The sequence below is a fragment of the Deltaproteobacteria bacterium genome, from assembly GCA_018668695.1.
Classification (GTDB): Bacteria; Myxococcota; XYA12-FULL-58-9; order XYA12-FULL-58-9; family JABJBS01; genus JABJBS01.
In genome coordinates, this window is record JABJBS010000327.1 from 16,874 (window position 1) to 36,960 (window position 20,087).

22 protein-coding genes are annotated in these 20,087 nt (G+C 49.9%); 8 read left to right on the forward strand and 14 right to left on the reverse strand.

Features of this window, described 5'->3' with window-relative positions:
• Positions 1 to 18 precede the first annotated feature (18 nt).
• From folK to HOK28_18460, 5 genes are read right to left on the reverse strand one after another with little or no spacing between them, the layout of a single operon-like run.
• Positions 19 to 534, reverse strand: coding sequence for a 2-amino-4-hydroxy-6-hydroxymethyldihydropteridine diphosphokinase (folK, locus tag HOK28_18440; GenBank protein MBT6435082.1), 516 nt, complete (start codon positions 532 to 534; stop codon positions 19 to 21).
• Positions 527 to 1,306 carry a 4-hydroxy-tetrahydrodipicolinate reductase gene (locus HOK28_18445; GenBank protein ID MBT6435083.1) on the reverse strand — a complete coding sequence of 260 codons (780 nt, stop codon included), beginning with the start codon at positions 1,304 to 1,306 and terminating at the stop codon, positions 527 to 529. Before HOK28_18445 ends, folK begins: the two co-directional genes overlap by 8 nt.
• 3 nt (positions 1,307 to 1,309) lie before the next feature.
• On the reverse strand, positions 1,310 to 2,497 hold the full coding sequence (locus HOK28_18450) for an aminotransferase class III-fold pyridoxal phosphate-dependent enzyme (protein MBT6435084.1): 1,188 nt from the start codon (positions 2,495 to 2,497) through the stop codon (positions 1,310 to 1,312).
• A gap of 29 nt (positions 2,498 to 2,526) precedes the next feature.
• A complete protein-coding gene (locus tag HOK28_18455; protein ID MBT6435085.1) occupies positions 2,527 to 3,729 on the reverse strand; it encodes an MFS transporter in 1,203 nt (400 codons plus the stop codon).
• Entirely contained in the window at positions 3,729 to 4,421 is a 693-nt protein-coding gene (locus HOK28_18460; GenBank protein MBT6435086.1) for a radical SAM protein, read from the reverse strand. The genes HOK28_18455 and HOK28_18460 overlap by 1 nt, the downstream gene beginning before the upstream one ends.
• Positions 4,422 to 4,547: 126 nt before the next feature.
• Between HOK28_18460 and HOK28_18465 the strand changes: the two genes are divergently transcribed.
• Positions 4,548 to 5,177 carry a deoxynucleoside kinase gene (locus tag HOK28_18465; GenBank protein MBT6435087.1) on the forward strand — a complete coding sequence of 210 codons (630 nt, stop codon included), beginning with the start codon at positions 4,548 to 4,550 and terminating at the stop codon, positions 5,175 to 5,177.
• Here HOK28_18465 and mutY read toward each other — a convergent pair.
• The gene (gene mutY / locus HOK28_18470) at positions 5,174 to 6,175 is read right to left on the reverse strand and encodes an A/G-specific adenine glycosylase (protein ID MBT6435088.1); all 1,002 of its coding nucleotides are present in this window, start codon (positions 6,173 to 6,175) and stop codon (positions 5,174 to 5,176) included. The two genes, HOK28_18465 and mutY, sit on opposite strands and share 4 nt — an antisense overlap.
• Before the next feature lie 43 nt (positions 6,176 to 6,218).
• Between mutY and HOK28_18475 the strand changes: the two genes are divergently transcribed.
• A complete protein-coding gene (locus HOK28_18475; GenBank protein MBT6435089.1) occupies positions 6,219 to 7,055 on the forward strand; it encodes a hypothetical protein in 837 nt (278 codons plus the stop codon).
• On the opposite strand, the gene HOK28_18480 is transcribed toward HOK28_18475, so the two are convergent.
• The 7 genes from HOK28_18480 to HOK28_18510 form a co-directional block, all read right to left on the reverse strand.
• Entirely contained in the window at positions 7,052 to 7,786 is a 735-nt protein-coding gene (locus HOK28_18480) for an ATP-binding cassette domain-containing protein (protein ID MBT6435090.1), read from the reverse strand. The two genes, HOK28_18475 and HOK28_18480, sit on opposite strands and share 4 nt — an antisense overlap.
• A complete protein-coding gene (locus HOK28_18485) occupies positions 7,783 to 8,832 on the reverse strand; it encodes a tetratricopeptide repeat protein (GenBank protein ID MBT6435091.1) in 1,050 nt (349 codons plus the stop codon). Before HOK28_18485 ends, HOK28_18480 begins: the two co-directional genes overlap by 4 nt.
• A 19-nt stretch (positions 8,833 to 8,851) precedes the next feature.
• Complete coding sequence (locus HOK28_18490) at positions 8,852 to 10,123, reverse strand: serine hydroxymethyltransferase (protein MBT6435092.1); 1,272 nt, start codon at positions 10,121 to 10,123, stop codon at positions 8,852 to 8,854.
• A complete protein-coding gene (gene rpiB, locus HOK28_18495) occupies positions 10,123 to 10,566 on the reverse strand; it encodes a ribose 5-phosphate isomerase B (protein ID MBT6435093.1) in 444 nt (147 codons plus the stop codon). Before rpiB ends, HOK28_18490 begins: the two co-directional genes overlap by 1 nt.
• 2 nt (positions 10,567 to 10,568) lie before the next feature.
• A complete protein-coding gene (gene acpP, locus HOK28_18500) occupies positions 10,569 to 10,814 on the reverse strand; it encodes an acyl carrier protein (GenBank protein ID MBT6435094.1) in 246 nt (81 codons plus the stop codon).
• A 277-nt stretch (positions 10,815 to 11,091) separates the two neighbouring features.
• Entirely contained in the window at positions 11,092 to 12,726 is a 1,635-nt protein-coding gene (groL, locus tag HOK28_18505; protein ID MBT6435095.1) for a chaperonin GroEL, read from the reverse strand.
• 61 nt (positions 12,727 to 12,787) lie between these two features.
• On the reverse strand, positions 12,788 to 13,078 hold the full coding sequence (locus tag HOK28_18510) for a co-chaperone GroES (GenBank protein ID MBT6435096.1): 291 nt from the start codon (positions 13,076 to 13,078) through the stop codon (positions 12,788 to 12,790).
• Between the two features lie 355 nt (positions 13,079 to 13,433).
• Here HOK28_18510 and HOK28_18515 point away from each other — a divergent pair, with 355 nt between their 5' ends.
• The 4 genes from HOK28_18515 (at position 13,434) to selB (ending at position 17,660) form a co-directional block, all read left to right on the forward strand.
• A complete protein-coding gene (locus HOK28_18515) occupies positions 13,434 to 13,718 on the forward strand; it encodes a hypothetical protein (protein MBT6435097.1) in 285 nt (94 codons plus the stop codon).
• 189 nt (positions 13,719 to 13,907) lie between these two features.
• Positions 13,908 to 14,267, forward strand: coding sequence for a response regulator (locus HOK28_18520; protein ID MBT6435098.1), 360 nt, complete (start codon positions 13,908 to 13,910; stop codon positions 14,265 to 14,267).
• A gap of 85 nt (positions 14,268 to 14,352) precedes the next feature.
• On the forward strand, positions 14,353 to 15,723 hold the full coding sequence (locus tag HOK28_18525) for an L-seryl-tRNA(Sec) selenium transferase (GenBank protein MBT6435099.1): 1,371 nt from the start codon (positions 14,353 to 14,355) through the stop codon (positions 15,721 to 15,723).
• Between the two features lie 8 nt (positions 15,724 to 15,731).
• Positions 15,732 to 17,660: a selenocysteine-specific translation elongation factor gene (gene selB, locus HOK28_18530; protein ID MBT6435100.1), complete on the forward strand. Its 1,929-nt coding sequence runs from the start codon at positions 15,732 to 15,734 to the stop codon at positions 17,658 to 17,660.
• Here selB and HOK28_18535 read toward each other — a convergent pair.
• Positions 17,657 to 18,289 carry a hypothetical protein gene (locus tag HOK28_18535; GenBank protein MBT6435101.1) on the reverse strand — a complete coding sequence of 211 codons (633 nt, stop codon included), beginning with the start codon at positions 18,287 to 18,289 and terminating at the stop codon, positions 17,657 to 17,659. The genes selB and HOK28_18535 overlap by 4 nt on opposite strands.
• Before the next feature lie 308 nt (positions 18,290 to 18,597).
• Between HOK28_18535 and HOK28_18540 the strand changes: the two genes are divergently transcribed.
• Positions 18,598 to 19,413, forward strand: coding sequence for an OmpA family protein (locus HOK28_18540; protein MBT6435102.1), 816 nt, complete (start codon positions 18,598 to 18,600; stop codon positions 19,411 to 19,413).
• A gap of 55 nt (positions 19,414 to 19,468) precedes the next feature.
• A partial coding sequence (locus HOK28_18545) for a hypothetical protein (GenBank protein ID MBT6435103.1) occupies positions 19,469 to 20,087 on the forward strand: 619 nt, incomplete at its 3' end.

Here is a 20,087-nt window from a genome sequence, read left to right on the forward strand (position 1 = left end):
AAAAAGGCTCTGATTCTTTCAGAGCCAATTTTCCCTTACCTCAAAAGTTTCATCAGGCGCTCGCACCAATTCAGCTGCGAGCTGACCTACCGTCTTGCCAAACCCCGGCACCATGAAGTCTGAAGCGATATCGACCAGAGGATCTAAGACGAAGGCTCGACGATGCATTTCACAATGAGGAATTGTGAGAGTGTCGCTGTTGACGCTTTGGTTGCCGTAAAGAATGATATCAAGATCGATGGTTCTTGATTCCCAGCGTTTGTGACGAACCCGGCCCAAGGAATTCTCAACCGATTGAATTGCACTTAAGAGTGGCACCGGCTTCAGTGAAGTTTCAACTTCAATCACGCAATTCCAGTACGCAGGTAACTCACCACTGCTGTTATCAGCCAGCAAAGCTTTTGTTTGATAAGCTCTCGAGCATTGTTTCAGGACGACTTCTTGCGAAGCCAATTGGGTGATTGCACAACGAAAGGCATCGAGGACGTCCCCAATGTTTCCACCAAGAGCAATAAAGATTCGATTCTCAGACATCGCCCATCAAAACGTCGCGCATCCCGTATTTACCCGGAGCCTTACCAACTAACCAATGCGCTGCTCGCACTGCGCCTGCTGAGAAAATAGTAGCGGAGGTAGAACGATGTGTGAGTTCAATTCGCTCGTTGTCTCCAAAAAAGAATACCGTGTGGTCACCGCTTACGTCGCCGCCGCGCATCGCCGCGTAACCAAGCTCGTCTTTGGCTCGAGGCTCCGACATACCCGAGCGCCCCACCACTTCTTGCAATTCCCCGCGGCCAGCTGCAACAGCCTCACCAAGGGAGCGTGCGGTTCCACTGGGTGCATCGCGCTTATGCTTGTGATGAATCTCAAAAATCTCAGCATCGAAGTCGGCTAAACGCTTGGAAGCAAGCTCTACAAGCTCCATCAAAACCGTGACACCCAGACTGCAGTTTGAGGTCTGTATCATGGCTACACTCGCTGATGCACTGTCCACAATACCCTGCTCTGCCGCAGACAACCCTGTAGATGCCAGTAGATAAGGAATTCTTTTCTCAACACAAATCGGCAGTGTTGAGGCACAACCTGAAGGTGCCGAGAAATCAATGACGACCTCTACATTGTGAAGAGCTTTATGAGGGTCCTCGGTGACGATGAAATCATTGATAGGCATACCTACCTGATCGCTGAGTACACTGTGCACGGTCATTTCACGGTTCGCGTTAACGGCATCGATGACCAGCTTACCCATACGACCCAGGCCACCAACGATACACACTCGAATAGGATTATCTCGTCTTTTCATCATACTTTATCCATACACCCGTATTAGGGCTGCTTCTAATTGTGCGATACCTCGGCCGATAGCGTCTGGCCGTACATCCAGCGTTGGTCGTAATGATACTGACCTTACTCCACTTGGCAATAAGATTAAATATTCTTCTAGGCATGCGCGAATAAGAGCATCACGTTCCCCAGCACTTGGTAGATCGAAAGCGCCGCGCAGCCCTCGAGAACGAGCGTTGCTCACTGCCGGAAACTTAATGGCTAGCTCCGTAAGAATGGTGTCGAGATAACGCCCCATCAAACCAGCGTGGCCCATCAACTGCTCATTCTCCATCGCATCCAGAATCGCATTACAGCGGCTCCACTGCATCTGATCCGGAACACTCTCTGAATCAGGAAGTAATTCCAGCAGCTCCTGTGCCAGCAAGACCCCGCCAAGCTCAGCAATCCCACCAAAGATAATCATATCGGGCTTTGCCCCTAAGTGCTGGCAGTCCCACCAACATCCACTGCGGCCAAAACCGGAGTCGACTTCATCAACAATCAAAAGCGCCTGAGTGCTATCGCAAAGCCGTCGAAGCGCCTGGAAGAATTCGGGTCGTAGGTAATGGTCGCCTCTGGAGCTCTGCACAGACTCCACAATCAAAGCGGCAACACATGAATCCGCGTCGCGAATGGCTTGCTCCAGTGAGCGCAAAGCTTCAGCTTCCTCTACATTGAGTTCTTGAGTCTCAGCATCATAAGCAGAGGGAAGCGACGGACAAGCCAAACCTTCTTCAAGCATCGCAGGGTGCTGAGCTGCATTACGGTTTCCAGAGAAATGGATAATTTGAGCGTTTTTTCCTCGCCACTTCGATGCCAGCCCCAATGCATAGGCTAAGGCGGTATCACCTGAGTCAAAAAGCCTTAACCCGGTAAACCCGTCGGTCATGGCACTCTGAAGCATCCGCTGACTCAGTTGGCTAAGCATCTCACTGCTGGATGGCTCAAGGGATGAGGTCGGTGCTTTGTGACGTTCAACGAGTCCACGGTGATTAAAACCTAATGCTCGCTCTCCAAAAAGCCCGGTGAGATCGAGATAATCGTCGCCAGTTTTACTCTCGCAAAACCACGCTCCCCTACTGCGGGGCAGATCGAGACAAATCTCAATGTTGGTGCCTGGAATTTTACATTCAATGGCATGGGCCGAAGGACCATCTAACTGAACAGCCATATCGGGCCCCTAACAGGCCCACCATCAGATCACAAGGCGCTAAAACGAGGCTCAGAGCCTGACGCAAACGTGCGGTAAGCGCGCCATAGAGCCAGAGCCGTCAGACCAGCAGCAACTTGGTAAGGAAGATTTTCTCCTGATAAATCAAAGAGAATACCGGCGCATAGAGGCCCTACAACTCGGGCCAGCGATTGCACGGACTGATAAGCTCCCATGGTTGCCCCTTGAGCTGAGTCTTGAGCCAAGCGAGAAACCAAACTCAACAGTGTTGGCGCTACCAAGGCCTGGCCACCTCCGGCAAGTGCGGTCGCGAAAAGAAAGAAAGGCCAAACTCCAACGGGCGTGACCGGAATCAAAACCATCGCTGCCAGCACCATCGAAATCCCGGCCTTGAGAAGCGTCGCTTCTGAAAAAATCATCACCAGACGACGTAATAACAGCCCTTGAACCAAGGCCAATACAACACCAATGAACGTAAACACGCGGCCGGCATAGAGCGTCGTCTGGGTTGGATTAAGTTCAAAACGCCGCTCGATAAATAAAACGTAAGCCATCTCAAGCATGGAAAATGCGACCACTTGCACAAATGCGATGGTCAGAATTTTTTCAAAAAGTGGATTGCGGCGCATGACCTTCAGACTCGCCCAGAAACCGGTTCGTATCCGGGAGTCCTGCTTTGGAGCGGTCTCCGGTAACACGATAACGGCGGCCAGAAAGTTGACCGTTGCCAGTAAAGCCGCGCCCCAAAACGGAGCAGCTATTCCAAGCACACTAAGTTCACCGCCAATAATAGGCCCCAACACAAAACCGATACCGCGAGCCGCTCCAAGCATCCCCATGCCAACAGAGCGTTCCTCGCCATCTGTCATGTCGGCTATATAAGCCGCAGCCACTGCAACATTAGAAGTGAGGATTCCCGAGAGCACTCGAGCCACCAAAAGCCAAGCGTAACTTCCAGCCATAGCAGCAAGGGCCAAAGAGACCGCATTACCGCCGATTGAAATCATTAAAACGGGTTTACGCCCCCATTTATCAGAGAGTCTTCCCCACCATGGTGAGACCAGCATCTGCATCAGGGAATACGAGAGAAATAAAATCCCAATTTGCACACCGCCTGCACCGAAGTCTTCGGCGTAGCGAGTGAGTAAGGGCAGGATAAGTCCAAAGCCTATAAAATCGACACATACGGTGAGGAAAACAACGAACTTGCGAGCACTCGGAGAAGCTACCACTAGACACCCCGCTGGCGTGGGTCCCAAATATACTTATGCATTTGCAGCTGCATACGCACCGCTAGGTTGTCTTCGACAATCCATTCCACCAGCGTTTCAGGTCTAAGCTTCTCAAAAACGGTACCCATGAGAAGCTCACATCGTCCCGCCAAGCGATGCTCTTGAATCGCATTGCGGGCCCATTCATAATCTTCTCGGCTCTGGAGCACAAACTTCACCTCATCGTGAGGCGCTAACTTTTCCACATTGCTCCAATCATTGGCTCCAACCTCACCACTTCCTGGTGCCTTGAAATCAACAATCTTTACTACCCGAGAATCAACCTGACCAATATCCAACGAACCACTCGTTTCCAGAAGCACTTGAAAGCCTGCATCTAAAAACTTCGTCATCAGCGGTAAGACTGCCGGTTGTAAAAGAGGCTCTCCACCGGTGACCTCCACCAAGCGCGGTCCCATTTCGGACACCTGGTTAAAGACTGCATCGATTTCCATAACGTTGCCCTTACCGAAGGCATGGGCCGTATCGCACCAGGTACAACGCAAGTTGCAGGCCGTGGTCCGAATAAAAGTGCATGGTAACCCTGCGAAAGTGGATTCACCTTGGATCGACGCGTAAATCTCATGAATCATGAGTTTGTCGACCTTGAGGTCTTGTAAGGGCCTAAGCCGTTTTTCCATACTCACGGGCATCGGTTTTCGATTCCTTGAACAATGCAGAATAAGAAGATCGAAAGCCTCCTAATGGATGGCACCTTCGTTGACAAGACCTCAATCACGCCATGAGAATCGTCAGAGGGCCGTTCTAAGAGTGCGATCATGAAAAATAAACGATTTATAGCACTTGCCGGCAACATTGGTTGCGGTAAGACCACAGCCGCCAAGCTCATCAGCCGTCATTTTGGATTCGAACTCTTTGACGAGCCAGTCATCGATAACCGGTTTTTAGTGCCATATTATGCAGATATGGCCCGGTGGTCGTTTACTCTGCAGCTCGAGTTCCTAATCAAAAGAATCACTCACCACGAGCTGATTGATACTGTGGCAAAAAGCTGTATCCAAGATCGTACCCTCATTGAGGACCCTGAAATCTTCGCCAAATACCTCCACGGCTTGGGTCACATGACCGACGACGAATTGGAGCTTTACTTTGAATACTTTGAACGACTCAACCGCGGCGTGAGACAACCCGATAAAGTCATTTGTTTTCAATGCAAAGACGTCAGCATTCTTCTCGACCGAATTAAAACGCGTGGTCGCCAAGAGGAACAAAGTATCAAGTCTGGATTCCTCGAAGGCCTCAACGGCTATTACACAGCGTTTCCAAGCAGCGTTCGAACAAAGCATAAAATCGACGTCATGACTTGGGATGTAAGTAAGTGGAATATCCACGACCCCGTACAAGCCGATGCTTTCCTCAAGGAATGTGAAGGTTTCTTCGAAGCCTAAAGTACGGTTTGCGTCGCCAAAATCGCTTTACGGGCCAGCCCGCTAAGGGGTGCTTCTAACGGTAAGCGGTAACGTTTACCTGACGAAGCTCGAGAGCGAGGCAATTTGCCAAGTGAATAAATCACGGCCTCAACATTTCGATGCGTCAAAATATGTCGAACGGTCATCAATGGTTCAGAAGTATCCACGGAGACCTTATTAGCTAAGTCAGCCATTGCTTCTTCCATCGTATCACCTTGGCCGCTTGGCAACTCCCAAAGACCAGACCAAAGACCATCGAGCCCTCGCTGCTCAAGCCAAAGGCCACTTTTATTTTCATGCCAGGCAAAGGCTATAAAGAGTGATTTTCTTTTAGCACTTGGCCGAGGTGCTGGGTACGCCTCCGGCGCCCCCTCTTCATACGCTCCACAATCTCGCTGCACACAACACTCACCGCACCGGGGAGCCACAGGCTTGCAAACCGTTGCACCCTGCTCCATCAACGCTTGGTTAAAATCCCCAGGTTGCTTACCCTTCACCATCTCCGTGGTGGTTGCCCAAAGCGTTTTCTTGAGCGTTTTATCTTCCTTGTCACCTGGTAAAACAAAGTAGCGGGCGAGAAAGCGAACCACGTTCCCGTCCACCAGTGGCGCCTCTTCTCCAAATGCAATGGAGGCGATTGCTCCAGCTGTGTACCGACCTATGCCCGGAATCGCTTCAAGCTCACTTGCCGTAGACGGGATAACTCCACCGAGATTCTCCATCACATAGCAGGCCCCACGGCGAAGATTTCGAGCCCGCCGATAATAACCGAGGCCGGCCCAGGCTTCACAAACCGATTCCTCGGAAGCTGCCGCTAAATCTTCAACACTTGGAAACTCATCCAAAAACTGATGGTAGCGCGGCAAAACCGTTTTAACCTGAGTTTGTTGAAGCATTATTTCGCTGACCCAGATCGAATAAGGGTCAGATGTGTGCCGCCAAGGCAGATCACGCTTGTTCGCTTGGTAAAAAGCCAATAATCGGCTTCTAAAACTCTTTGGTATTTTCGGTTGTTCAAGCATGACTAGGTTGTCTTTACACCCATTTGAAACATTCGACCAGCAGGTAAAGACTGCCGGGCGAAGCCAAGTACTTATTCGGTTAAGTTACCGCGGCGCCCCATTTTACGGTGTTCCGCCCCAGCCGGGGCTGCCAAGTGTTACCGGCGCACTGCAAGAGCAAATGACAAGAACCTTCGGGCAACCTCTTAAGGCTCTTACATTTACAGCCAGAACCGATAAGGGTGTAGACGCCGACGTAAACTTTGCAACTGGCTGGCTCAAAACTGGACCGTCCATTCCCTCCACCGGTCTGCGAATTGAATCGTCCCAAGGCGGCCTCGGTGAGCTCGAAATCGCTCCCGTCCCGCAGGATGTTTTCGCCCGAACAATAAGTCTCTCCAAAACATATACCTATCGCTTCAGAGATAATTTTCTCGCGGGCTCAAGAGAGGGTGTGGCCTATTGGGATATACATCCCAAACTTGATATCGAGCTGATGCAAGAAGCCGCACAACACATTACCGGCAACCACAACTTCGAAAGCTTTCAGGTCCGGCCCGGAAAAAAGCCGACCAATACTAACTGCACCGTACTTTCTGGCTGCATCAAGCGCTGCGATACCGCTGAAGGATCTCAAATCATTTTCCAGGTCTGCGGTGAGAGCTTTTTAAGAAGAATGGTGAGAACACTGGCGGGAACGTTGGCTGAAATTGGCTGCGGGCTTATGCCGCCGTCGGCGATGAAAGAGTTACTCGAAAATCCAAACCCTATGTGGATAGGTCCTACTGCTCCTGCCCGTGGACTCAAACTGACACACATCGAGCTCAAAAAAAATCTACTCCATCTTTTTGATTAAAGAGGCCCGCTGTCGGCGCCTTGAAGAAACTGCTTCACCACCGGCACCTCACTTACCGAAATAGCCTCCACCGTCCCATCAAATACAACACAGCCCTCATGCAGCATAATCACCCGTTCGCAAACCGGGAATAAAACGGCTAAGTCGTTACTAACGATTAAAGTGGGTGCCTTAAGCCGACTTGATTGCTTTACAATCAGCTCTAAAGTTAGTTCTGAAGTGAGCGGGTCAAGACCAGCGGTTGGTTCGTCAAATAAACCTATCTTCGGTTCGGCAATGGTAGCCCGTGCAATTCCAACTCTCTTACGCATCCCACCGGAGATATCTCCAGGGAATTTTTTGGATGCATCTTTGAGCCCCACATCATCCAGACGCTTTAAAACTCGCTCTTGGATTTCAGTCTCGTCAACGGCACGCCTTCTCAGCGGAAACGCTACATTCTCAAAAACAGACATCGAATCAAAAAGAGCATCGTTTTGAAAAGCCATCCCGACGTTGCGCTGCCAATCTGAAAGGCCGCTTTCATCGGCATAGTTTAGCGTTTCACCATGGGAGCGAATTGAACCTGCCGTTGGTTCAATCAAACCAGCAACGACCTTTAACAAAACCGACTTTCCAGACTCCGGGGGGCCTATGAGACCGCACCGTTCGCCCGGTTGTAATTCGAATGAAATATCCGATAACGCCGGCGCAGCGGTGGAACCTAAGCAAAGTTGCTCTACACTGATCATCGTTTGATAACCGACTGAGCCTGACGGACCCATCGTGACTCGGGGTATTTTTTCAAAAATATTTCAAGTTCTTTAATTTGCCGCGTTCCTTCAGCCAGAAGCGCCGACAGGTAGGCTGCATCGTCGCAAAGACGAGACTCCGGAGCTTTCGTAATCAAATCGAGATAAGCTTGACGGGCTTCGGGCCGCTTACCCATCGAGCTTAATATTTTCCCACGCATCATCATCGCTTCGTCAAAGAAGATACTTTCATAAGAGCCTATAAAAAATGAAGATTCTCGCCGCAGGATAAATAGCTCTAAAACGCTTAATGATTTTTCTGGGTTTCCCGCCAAGCGGTAGGCGTCAGCTCTTACAATAGCAACGTCGTCCCACCAAACACTTTGGTCGAGGGCTGGCCACACACTCTCGAAAACACGCAATGCTTCTTGGGGTTTATCGAGTTCTAAATAAGCCTTTGCCCGCTCGAGTGCCACAATGGCTACGACCTGCGTACTATTATTATCAGGAGAGCATCGAGCAACCTTCTCTTGATAAGTTCTCTGGTCCCAGCCTTGCCACGCTTTCATTCTCTCGCCAGCCGGCAGACTGCTCCAGTACCCTTTCAGGTAATTGATTGCCTTAAGTCCAGCAGGCGTTCCCGGACACTCTAAACTCAGCCTCATAAAACCCAAGAGGCGACGCTCTAGAGGCTGCTCTGCGTAAAAACGGTAAAGTGCGAGAGCATAGAGATCAGCCCTTACTGGTGATTGAAGATTTGACTCAAGTTCCTTTGCATACTGCTCATAACAGAGCCGGGCCGCTGGAGAGTCAGTTCCACTTTCAAGTGCCACCAATTCACATCGCATGAGTCCTGCTTGAGCACGTTCCGTTGATGTACCATTTTGATAGATCTTATCGAGGCTATGACGTGCGGATGCAGTGTCTCCATTACGGAGATGCTCATCGATGATTGGAAATTCTTTGGAATACTTCGAAACAAGAGCGGGGGCGCATGACGCCTGAAGTAAAATCAACACGCTGAGTGCAGTGACGATGGGCCTCAAGGACCCAATGCCTCGAATGTTAAATTGCAGGAGTTGCCTCTAGCAGGTCTGCGTAGAGTGGATACTTTGCGGTGAGTTCTTTAACCTTGCCGCGCACAGCCTCAAGGTGTTCATCATTTTCCGGATGTAAAAGCGCTTCACCGATGAGCTCACCAATACGTGCCATCGCTTCTTCTTTCATCCCGCGTGATGTTACCGCTGGTGTGCCAACGCGGATACCGCTTGTCACGAATGGCTTCTCTGGATCGAAAGGAATCTTGTTTTTGTTAACTGTAATCCCAGCCTTATCCAGCGCCTTCTCAGCAACCTTGCCCGTCATAGACTTAGGACGAAGGTCTACAAGCATTACGTGGTTGTCGGTGCCACCTGAAACCAGGCGAAAACCCTGAGCAACCAGCGCTTCACCGAGAGCTTTTGCATTCTTGCAAATTTGCTCTTGGTACTCTTTGTAGTCGGGCTTCATCGCTTCTTTGAAAGCAACTGCTTTAGCCGCAATCACGTGCATCAACGGTCCACCTTGGATTCGGGGACACACTGCACTGTTGAGCTGCTTCGCATACTCTTCTTTAGCCAGAATGATACCGCCACGAGGACCCCGCAGAGTCTTGTGAGTTGTACTGGTCACATAGTCAGCGTAGGGCACTGGACTTGGGTGCACACCGGCAGCAACAAGGCCTGCGATATGAGCCATGTCGACCATAAATTTCGCGCCCACTTCTTTAGCGATGGCACTGAACTTTTCGAAATCTAATACACGTGAATAAGCACTTGCACCGGCAATAATCATTTTGGGCTTGTGCTCAAGCGCCAACGAACGAATCTCATCATAGTCGAGCTGTTCGTTGTCTTCTCGAACGCCGTACGGAATGAAATTGTAAAGACGTCCAGAAAAGTTTACGGGTGAGCCGTGTGTGAGGTGTCCACCGGCATCAAGATCCATTGCCAAAACAGTGTCACCTGGTTGGAGCGCCGACATGAACACCGCCATGTTGGCTTGCGAGCCAGAGTGCGGCTGAACATTTGCGTACTCCGCGCCGAAGAGCTCTCTCGCTCGGTCTTCAGCCAACCGTTCTGCAACATCGACCATTTCACAGCCGCCATAGTAACGGCGCCCCGGCATACCTTCGGCATACTTGTTTGTGAGTACTGTGCCTGCGGTTTCCAGGACCGCGCGGCTTACAAAGTTTTCACTGGCGATAAGCTCAATACCTTCGGCTTGCCGTACCAACTCGTTGCGTACGGAGGTATAAATTTCAGGATCTTCGGTTAATAGATGACTAAGCGGGTTCATCATGACTCCAGTTCAGTAACGAGATCGACGCGGCGCTGATGGCGGCCACCTTCAAATTGCGTATTGACGAATGCGTCAACAATATCAAGTGCCGTGCCTGAGCCGAGCACACGCTCTCCCAAACACAAGACATTCGCATTATTATGAGCCCGGGTCATGCGACCCATGTAGGCGTTGAAACAAAGTGCAGCACGGATGCCATTTACTTTATTGGCTGCCATCGACATGCCGATACCCGAACCACAAACCAGAATGCCCAGTTCGGCAGTCTCACTCGTAATCGATGAGGTCACCTCTTTGGCAAAATTGGGGTAATCCACAGAATCGGACGTATGGGTCCCACAGTCTTGAACCTCGTGACCATTCGTTTTCAAATGGTCGACAATGAGATTCTTAAGCAGGTAGCCACCGTGATCAGCGCCAATTGTAATTTTCACTTTGATCCTCAAGTCTGATTGGTCAGAATATATTCGACAGCATTTCCAAATGTGCGAATGTTTTCTGCTTCATCGTCAGGGATGTCAAAGCCAAACTCTTCTTCAAGGTTCATGACAAGCTCTACGATGTCGAGCGAATCAGCACCCAGATCATCAACAAATGAGCGTTCGGCTTTGACAACTTCTGCCTCTACGCCAAGTTGTTTCACAACAATGTCTTTCACTCGGGCTTCGATTTCTTTACGTTCGAGCATTTTCAATTTCCTCAGATACCGTTTGGATTCAGGCTGATCTTCTAAAGCATCGCTTTACAAGGTTCAAGCTGAGCTTTTCCTGCCTTAGAAGCGTCACAAATTCAAGCCAATCTTTGAAGTCCGACCGTCACAAGTACGTGGCAAAGGATCCTTCAACATATTTTCGCCGTTACAAATTCAACAAATGGCAATAATCACTCATGATTTTCGGAAATTTGGGCAAAAAAAAGGGTTGGTGAAACACCAACCCTTTTCAATGCATTTTAGATGCGAGGGATTAGAATCCCATGCCGCCCATTCCGCCAGGAGCTTCAGGCATTGAAGGACCAGCGTCCTTCTTTGGCTTCTCAGCTACCATGCAGTCAGTAGTCAGCATCAAAGATGCAACAGATGCTGCATTCTGAAGTGAAGTACGAACCACTTTAGTTGGGTCGATAACGCCGTCCTTGATGAGGTCAACGTATTGCTCAGTTTGAGCGTTAAAACCGTTTGCGCCTTTGGACTTACGCACGTTCTCGAGAACGATAGATGCGTCTACACCACAGTTGCTTACGATTTGGCGAAGAGGCTCTTCGATAGCGCGCTTGATGAGGTTAACACCAAACTGCTGATCGCCTTCAAGCTCAAGCTTGTTGAGGCTTGGAAGAGCGCGAAGAAGAGCTACACCACCGCCAGGTACGATACCTTCTTCGATGGCTGCGCGTGTTGCATGCAATGCATCTTCAACACGAGCTTTCTTTTCTTTCATTTCTGCTTCAGTAGCAGCGCCAACACGTACAACAGCAACACCGCCTACGAGCTTAGCAAGACGCTCTTGGAGCTTCTCACGGTCGTAATCGCTGGTTGTGTCTTCAATTTGAGCACGAATCTGAGCAACGCGGCCCTGAATGTCCTTCTTCTTGCCAGCACCATCAACGAGTGTGGTGTTGTCTTTGTCTACAGTGATGCGCTTGGCTTCGCCAAGGTCATTCAAAGTAACAGTCTCAAGCTTAATGCCGAGGTCTTCAGAAATCATCTGGCCACCGGTAAGAACTGCGATGTCTTGCAACATTGCCTTACGACGGTCACCAAAACCAGGAGCCTTAACAGCTGCAACCTGAAGTGTTCCGCGAAGCTTGTTAACAACCAAAGTTGCAAGTGCTTCACCTTCAACGTCTTCAGCGATGATCATCAAAGGACGACCTGCGCGTGAAACGCCTTCAAGTACAGGAAGGAGGTCCTTCATGTTTGAAATCTTCTTTTCGAAGATGAGGATGTAGGGGTTCTCAAGAACCACTTCCATGCGCTCTGGATCAGTTACGAAGTATGGAGAAAGGTAACCGCGGTCGAACTGCATACCTTCAACAACTTCAAGCTCAGTTTCCATTCCACGAGCTTCTTCAACTGTGATAACGCCTTCTTTGCCTACTTTTTCCATCGCTTCAGCAAGGATACCACCGATGGTGATGTCGCCGTTTGCAGAGATAGTACCAACCTGAGCAATCTCAGTGGCATTCTTAGTAGCTTTAGAAAGTCGTTGGAGGCTCTTCACAATAGTTGCTACAGCTTGGTCGATACCACGCTTAAGGTCCATCGCGTTTGCGCCAGCAGCAAGAAGCTTCACACCTTCACGGTAGATGCCTTGTGCCAATACAGTAGCAGTTGTTGTTCCGTCACCAGCTACATCAGATGTCTTGGAAGCAACTTCCTTAACCATCTGAGCGCCCATGTTTTGGAAGCGGTCTTCAAGTTCGATTTCCTTAGCAACGCTAACACCATCTTTAGTGACGGTAGGAGAACCGAAGCTCTTTTCAATAATAACGTTACGACCTTTTGGTCCGAGAGTAACTTTAACCGCGTCAGCAAGTGTGTTGATTCCTGTAAGAATCTGCTCACGAGCGCGCTGGTCGAAAATAATTTCTTTAGCAGCCATTATAATGGACTCCGTGTGATAATTTTAAATCGTTAAGTAGTTAACCGGTTTTTTAACCTGATTACTTTTCCATTACGCCGAGGATTTCGTCCTCGCGCAGGATCAGATGATCTTCACCGTCGATTTTGACTTCAGAACCAGAGTACTTGCCGAAAAGGATGCGATCACCTTTTGCAAGATCCATTGGGATCTGAGTGCCATCTTCAAGACGCTTGCCGTTGCCCATAGCAACTACGAGGCCTTCTTGTGGCTTTTCCTGAGCCGAATTTGGGATGATGATCCCGCCGGCTGTCTTCACTTCGCTGTCAACTCGCTTGACCAAAATGCGGTCCTGCAGTGGACGAAACTTCATTTCTGCCTCCATCTGTCGGCACCTACTTTTTGAGGTGCCCGGTGTCGTAAATGGTAGCCGGCCGATTGGTATGCTTTACAAGCTCCCTGACCGCTCCCCTTTTGAATTTGCTGCGCGAATATAAGTGCAACCGTTTTTTTGTCAAGGTCGTAAAGCTTCTTCATTGAAGATTCTAATCACATGTTTTTATTAGAGTTTTAGAACTTATCTGGCAGTCTTGTGGTCAGAGTGCCAATAAATAGTTGAAACGATCGTAATCGACTCTCCGAAACGTGCACTTTTACAAATGCTTGCCCATCGCGATTGAGCTGGATAATGTGCCGGAATAAGGCATCAACGCCGCGAAGGACCCATCATGCTCAAGCTTCCCAAATCATTGATTTTTATCATTTTCGCTTTCTTTCTCGGCTGTGCTGAGTCCCCTGTAGATACGTCCTGTGATGAAGATTCCGACTGCTTCAACGACGACAACTACATACAATACGTATGTGATATCGCCCAAAGCGATACCTGCCAGCGCTCATGCACGCTTGAAACCGAGAGCGCTGATTGCCTAGCCTCGCAAGAATGTGAGGTCACTGGCGACTCAGAACGAGGGATTTGCCGTCAAAAGACAGCTGCAGATACCAGCGAGAACTAATCCATGGGCAGTGGCTTGTAGTGACTCCCAGATTTATGCTCTAAATGTTTCTGAAGGGTGTGCGAAGAAAGGTCAGCTGCGTAAGCGGTTTATTTTCATCGACATACCGCAAGTAAACGGTCATTATTTATAATGAAACCGGGTAACAATGAAGAGTCTGGTGGCTCTCGGATCGGGTAGGACAGAACAGTGAAAATTCTAGTCGTTGACGACAGTGGTGGTATGAGAGACTTGGTTCGGCGTGCCGTTGCCAGCTCCAACTCCGGAGATCACGAGTTTCTTGAAGCAGCCAATGGTGTTGAGGCACTCAAAAAAGTGCTCACAGAGAAGCCAGATCTGGTAATCAGCGATTGGTACATGCCGGAGATGAGTGGCTTAGCACTTCTTCGTGCAATCCGGGCAAACGGGTCCAACGTTAATTTTGGAATCATCACAGCCGACAGCTCTGAAGAAATCCAAAAAACAGCGACCGATGCAGGCGCCAACTTTGTGATTCGTAAGCCTTTTACGGCCGACAAATTTAACGAAGCGCTCGCAACGTTAAGCTAGCTCTCTGAGTATCTCCCCGTCTGCGCCATGCAAATGCATGGATTTAAAGGTTGCCACTCACCCGGCAACTTCCTAGAACCTCCTTATGTCTGACCCTTCTATAGAATCCGCTCTGCGGTCTCTTCCTGCTGTAGGCCGTCTCGCCGAGGATGAAAGCCTCAGCGAATGGTCGGCTAAGCATGGACATCCTGCCGTTGTGGCGGCAGCACGTAAAATCATCGACCAAGCACGCCAGGAAATTCTCGCCAAAAAACCTTGTCCCGATTTGAAGAGCCTTACGCTTGAAGTACAAGCACTGCTCGAAACGCCGCCGCGTCCCTTTCAAAAAGTAATCAATGCGACCGGTGTTTTACTCCATACGAACCTAGGGCGTTCCCCAATTGCCGATGCGGCCTGGAACGCCATGGACCAAGCCCGAGACTACTGTGACCTTGAGTTCGACCTTGAAAACGGTAAGCGTGGTTCAAGAATGCGCGGCGTCTCTACCCCCCTGGCCGAGCTGACCGGTGCCGAAGCAGGCATGGTCGTCAACAACTGTGCAGCCGCTCTTCTACTCATGGTTACAGGTCTCGCTGGCAACAAACCCACCGCAATTTCTCGCGGACAAATTGTAGAAATTGGCGGCGGTTTTCGCTTACCCAAGATGATGGAGGCAAGTGGTAGCCAGCTCATGGAAATAGGCACCACCAATCGGACCCATCTCTACGATTATGAGGAAGCTATTCAAGACGGCGCTGGCCTTTTGTTGTCTTTGCACCGTTCGAACTTTAAAGTCGAAGGCTTTGTCACTGAACCCAAGTCAGAAGAAATCATCGCCCTGGGTAAAGAGCACGGAATCCCCGTCGTCATGGATCTTGGGAGCGGCTGTTTGGTTGATACCACCAAGTACGGCCTACCCGCGGAAACAACGGTCCAGTCGATTGTAAAACTTGGCTTTGATGTGGTTGCGTTCTCTGGCGACAAACTTCTTGGCGGTCCCCAAGCGGGCTTTCTCGTCGGCTCGAAAGAAGCGATTGCCAAACTTCAAAAACACCCTCTCGCTCGCGCACTTCGCTGCGACAAAATGCAGCTTGCCGCCGCAATCGCCACCCTGGAACTCTACCTACGCGGCGAAGCCGAACAGTCTATCCCTCTTCTTCGCAGCATGAACCAAACACAATCCCAGCTGCGTGAGCGCTGCCTCCAATGGCAGAGCATTTTACAGACGGGTGAAATTATTGAGACTCCAGATGCCGCAGGTGGTGGAACCTTGCCTGGTGGTGAACTGCCCGGACTGGCCTTATCTCTAGAGGTTAAAAGTCCAGACAGAATGTTGGCTAAAATGCGTAAGGCAACTCCTCCTATTATAGCTCATATAGTAGATGATAGAGTTTTGATTCACCCTCGCTCTGTTCATCCTGACGACGATGTCTTACTTGCTGAGTCCATCCGAAAAATTCTAACGTCCAAACCATAAAGAGCACCATGTCTCACATTGTTATAGGCACAGCGGGTCATATTGACCACGGCAAAACATCTTTGGTTGAAGCCTTGACCGGCCAAAACACCGACCGACTTAAAGAAGAAAAAAAACGTGGTATAACCATCGAGCTTGGTTTTGCTGGCTGGCAAATAAGCGACAGTATTCAAGCAAGCATAGTTGATGTGCCGGGACACGAGCGACTGGTTCGTACGATGGTTGCCGGAGCCGGTGGACTCGACCTCGCCATGCTTGTCATCGCTGCAGATGATGGTGTGATGCCCCAAACGAGGGAACACCTAGACATTCTCAGATTACTACAAGTTCAACAAGGCATCGTGGTCATCACCAAATCAGATATCGTTGATGCCGAACTGCTTGAACTTGTCGAAGAAGATATTCGCGAAACCATTGCAGACACTCCCTTTGCAAACCACCCGGTTGTCACTGTCTCAAGCAAAACGGGTGATGGTCTTGAGTCCCTGCGAACAAACATTATCGAACTGGTAAGCAAACTCGACCGGCGTGTCATTGAAGGGCCGGCCTTTCTTCCACTGGACCGGGTTTTTAGTAAAGAGGGTTATGGAACTGTTGCCACGGGAACCACGTTACGGGGCACACTCCATGAAGGCGACTCCGTCGAACTTTTAGGAAGCGACACCTTTGCCATCACGGACCTTAAAGTCAGAGGCCTCCAAGCATTGGGTCAGCCTCAAACCGAAGTGACTGCCGGCATGAGAACCGCCGTTAATATCTCAGGAAAACGTACCGACGAAATCAAGCGCGGTATGATTCTCACCACGACTGGTTCTTTTGAAGCTGTTGATAGCTGCATCGTTTGGGTAGAGCTTCTGGCACATGCCAAGCCTCTTAAAGGCGAAGTTTTAAGCATTCATTTAGGAACATGTGAACGAGAAGCAACGGTCATTCCCCTGGGCTGCGACGAGATTGCTCCTGGTGAAAGTGGTGGTCTTTTATTACGACTCAAAACCCCCGTCGCTTGTTTTGCGGGACAACGTTTCGTTCTACGCCGCCCCGGCGTTAGCGTTCAAGCCACAGTGGGTGGCGGAGAAATTCTCGATCCCCATCCGGCCCAAGGCAAAGGTTCCGTCGCTCTCGCGACCAGCCAACTGGCGTTGCTGCGAGGCAATCGCCGTGAACGCATCATTGCACTGGCCAAAGAATCACGGGCCCGAGGGCTTGCCCGCAGCGAGTTGATTCGCCGAATTCCAGCCGGCGAAGTTGGTAAAGAAGTCGATGTCCTCACAAAAAAAGGAAAACTGGTTCAAATCTCGGGGGGTGCAGACCGTTGGATTTCAACTGAACTGGCCGACGACCTGGTTCGAAAAGTCATTGGTATGGTTGAGAAGCATCACAAAGCGGATGCAATGAGCCCGGGGATGATTGAAGCGGAAATTGAAACTCAACTGCCTCCGCCAGAACAGCATCTGGCTCAAACCATTGTGGACCGCGCAATCTCGCAGAAAAAACTTTTCAGACAAGAAAGCATTGTCGCGATTCCAGGGATGGGCGCCGCGGTAGATCCTCAATCTAAGATACTGATGGAGAAGATCATGGCGCTACTGGAGAAGACCCCCTTAACGCCGCCTAATGAAAGTGATCTGCTTAGCGAGTTACGCATCGACCAAAAACAGGGTCGTCAGCTTCTGGGATATTTACGGCGCAACGAAGAAATCATCAAAGCAAACCCTGAGATTCATTACAGTCACGCCGCATTAAAAGATATTGAGCTAAAAATCGTAAAGGGCTTCGAAAGCAAAGCAGAACTGACCGCATCAGAGCTCAAAGATATACTTGGAGCGATCAGTCGTAAGTGGGCCATTCCATTGTTTGAGCTTCTCGATAAGCGCCACGTCACGATCCGAAGAGGCAATGTGCGAACGCTACACCCCAGCCGCCAGCCATCGAATTAGGCCTCAGCGCCTCCAGGAGGGTCTTGCGGAGTGCTATCTGAAGCAAAAAGTTTGCGATAAAGTACAAAACCCAGCGTGGCAAGAATCAATGCGGCCACTATCCCGCCATATTCCTCAAGGAAACCAAGTGCCTGGGCGATCTGGTCACGCATGATGTAACCCACTCCGAGCTGTATTGGCAGTGTTAGGCACGCCCCAAGCGCGGTGCCAAGCATGAACTTGAGCGGGTGAATACCGGAGTAACCTGAGAAAAAGGTAATCGGTAGCCGGGCCCCGATACTCAAACGCTGAATGAAACCCGCCTTATTTCCGTACTTTCGGATTGTAACCATCGCTTTCTCAATTTTACGCGGGTCTTTAAAAAGGAGGGTTTGAATTCGAGCCCCGAGGCTGTGCTGAGTCAGGCGACCGATACTAAAGGTCAACATATCGCTCATGATGGCACCTAAATATAAAGCGATAACATATTGATAGGGAGGATATGGGTTTTCTCCGCGACCCAGAAGTCCGCCGGCCCAAATCGCCAGCCCGTCCTCACTGACCGGTATACCAAGGCCTGCCAACATCAGGAGCCCAAAATAAAAAACGGGATGAGCACCCTGGACCCATTCGAGAACTTTACCAATCATATCAATCGCCTATTGTCGTTTCGAACATCTCAACGCTCAGGGACGTTACCACAAACTACTCATCGGCTTCATAGGCTGCGAAGGTATGTTCATGCAACTTCGAAAATCCCGATTCATTGGGCCCATCTTCGTAAATCGGTGCTTGAAAATAACGATCGGAGGGAATAGACAGGCCTATAACAGGGTTCTGCTCCCTGCAAGGTTGCAAGAAGTCCGGTAGCTTTCTTGCGAAATCGTAAAAGTTTGACAATATCATGCACAACGCTGGTTAGACTTCACCAGTTTTGAGTTCAGGAGAACATTGATTCATGAGACGCCCAAATCTCCAAATTATCCACGCTATTTCCATGGGCTTACTCCTGCTCTCTATCGCAGCATGTAAACCCGACGTTAACGTTTGTGAAAACAATGATGATTGTCAGCTCGAAGGCACCGCCGGCGAAGTCTGTATTCAAGGTATGTGTCAACAATGCCTCGACAACTCACAGTGTGTTGCCGCAAACGGAGAGAACTCTGTCTGCAATGGCGGACGCTGCGAAGAACAAGCTCAGGCTACTGCTGAACCTCAATGCACGGTTAACGAAGATTGCCAAAGCGGACAAAACTGTACTGAAGGTGCATGTGTTCAATCCGCACTTGATGCGGCCGCTATGGTAGGACGGTCTTGCAATCAAAACCCAGACTGTGCCGGCGGCTTTTGCGTAGCAGGAACTTGTAGCCTCGAACCAGATCCTAAAATTGAATTTCAAAACAAGTGCCGGACGTTCTTTGCTCAGACCAATAGCAAAGCACAAGAAAATCAAGAGTCCGTTTACTTTGAGTTCAATGACGATGCACTCACCACGGGTGGACGCGAAAAATTAGAATTCACTGCCGAGTGTCTGAAATCCGTCGACGGCGTAAGCCTCGTCCTTGAAGGACATGCTGATGACCGCGGTGCACCAGAATACAACCTCGGCCTTGGCGATAAGCGTGCTCGTAACGTGTTACAGTACCTCACCAACCTCGGCGTTTCCGCAAATCGATTAGACTGGCGTTCCAAAGGTGAGAACGAGCCACTTTGCATGAATCCTACGGAAGATTGCTGGGCTCAGAACCGCCGAGTGGAGTTGATTGCTCGCTGATCGTTGAAGTGAGTATCAAGCCAAGTTCATTGAAGTTGCTGTTAGGAGTTATTTCATGCCTTTGAATCAGCCTCTTAAGTTACTTAAGTCCTCCGCACTCTTTGCCCTTGCTCTAAGTTGCAGCGGCTGCTTCTGGGTTCCTGCTGAAACAGGCGTCCGGATGCAATCTGATATCCGCGGACTTCAAGACAACATGCGCGCGGCCAATAAGCACCTGGAACAACAGGCAGCTCACCTGGAAGAACAAAGCGCGCAGCTGGCCACTCAGATGAAAGAAGCGGCTGATAAAGTCGCTGAAGTCGCTGAAGCTCTCCAAAGTCTAAACCGTGCGGCACGAATGACCGATGCAGACCTTGGCGTCCAAATCGAGCGGCTGATTAAAGAAGTTCAAGAGCTTCGCGGCTCAGTGGAACTCTCTGATTACCGCCTGGGTAAGATGGAAGGTCAGCTTGAGGGTGATCAAAGTTTAGTTGCTCGAATTGAGAGCTTAGAGAAAGAGCAAAATGCTCTACCGATTGCTACCAAAGCCTCATCAAAATCAAGAAGCACCAAAAAAGTAAGCTCGAAAAAAGCTACGCCAGCTAAAAGTAAAACCAAAGCGAAAACGACAACAGTCGCTAAAGCAGCAAGTCCTACGCCCAAGGCTAAAAAGCCACCTCAGGGTAAAAAGGAAC

Excerpts from the sequence above, each read along its gene's own strand:
- folK (MBT6435082.1), bottom strand. The coding sequence starts at position 534 with ATGTCTGAGAATCGAATCTTTATTGCTCTTGGTGGAAACATTGGGGAC.
- HOK28_18445 (MBT6435083.1), bottom strand. The coding sequence starts at position 1,306 with ATGATGAAAAGACGAGATAATCCTATTCGAGTGTGTATCGTTGGTGGC.
- HOK28_18450 (MBT6435084.1), bottom strand. The coding sequence starts at position 2,497 with ATGGCTGTTCAGTTAGATGGTCCTTCGGCCCATGCCATTGAATGTAAA.
- HOK28_18460 (MBT6435086.1), bottom strand. The coding sequence starts at position 4,421 with ATGCCCGTGAGTATGGAAAAACGGCTTAGGCCCTTACAAGACCTCAAG.
- HOK28_18465 (MBT6435087.1), top strand. The coding sequence starts at position 4,548 with ATGAAAAATAAACGATTTATAGCACTTGCCGGCAACATTGGTTGCGGT.
- HOK28_18475 (MBT6435089.1), top strand. The coding sequence starts at position 6,219 with ATGACTAGGTTGTCTTTACACCCATTTGAAACATTCGACCAGCAGGTA.
- HOK28_18480 (MBT6435090.1), bottom strand. The coding sequence starts at position 7,786 with ATGATCAGTGTAGAGCAACTTTGCTTAGGTTCCACCGCTGCGCCGGCG.
- HOK28_18490 (MBT6435092.1), bottom strand. The coding sequence starts at position 10,123 with ATGAACCCGCTTAGTCATCTATTAACCGAAGATCCTGAAATTTATACC.
- acpP (MBT6435094.1), bottom strand. The coding sequence starts at position 10,814 with ATGCTCGAACGTAAAGAAATCGAAGCCCGAGTGAAAGACATTGTTGTG.
- groL (MBT6435095.1), bottom strand. The coding sequence starts at position 12,726 with ATGGCTGCTAAAGAAATTATTTTCGACCAGCGCGCTCGTGAGCAGATT.
- HOK28_18510 (MBT6435096.1), bottom strand. The coding sequence starts at position 13,078 with ATGAAGTTTCGTCCACTGCAGGACCGCATTTTGGTCAAGCGAGTTGAC.
- HOK28_18515 (MBT6435097.1), top strand. The coding sequence starts at position 13,434 with ATGCTCAAGCTTCCCAAATCATTGATTTTTATCATTTTCGCTTTCTTT.
- HOK28_18525 (MBT6435099.1), top strand. The coding sequence starts at position 14,353 with ATGTCTGACCCTTCTATAGAATCCGCTCTGCGGTCTCTTCCTGCTGTA.
- selB (MBT6435100.1), top strand. The coding sequence starts at position 15,732 with ATGTCTCACATTGTTATAGGCACAGCGGGTCATATTGACCACGGCAAA.
- HOK28_18535 (MBT6435101.1), bottom strand. The coding sequence starts at position 18,289 with ATGATTGGTAAAGTTCTCGAATGGGTCCAGGGTGCTCATCCCGTTTTT.
- HOK28_18540 (MBT6435102.1), top strand. The coding sequence starts at position 18,598 with ATGAGACGCCCAAATCTCCAAATTATCCACGCTATTTCCATGGGCTTA.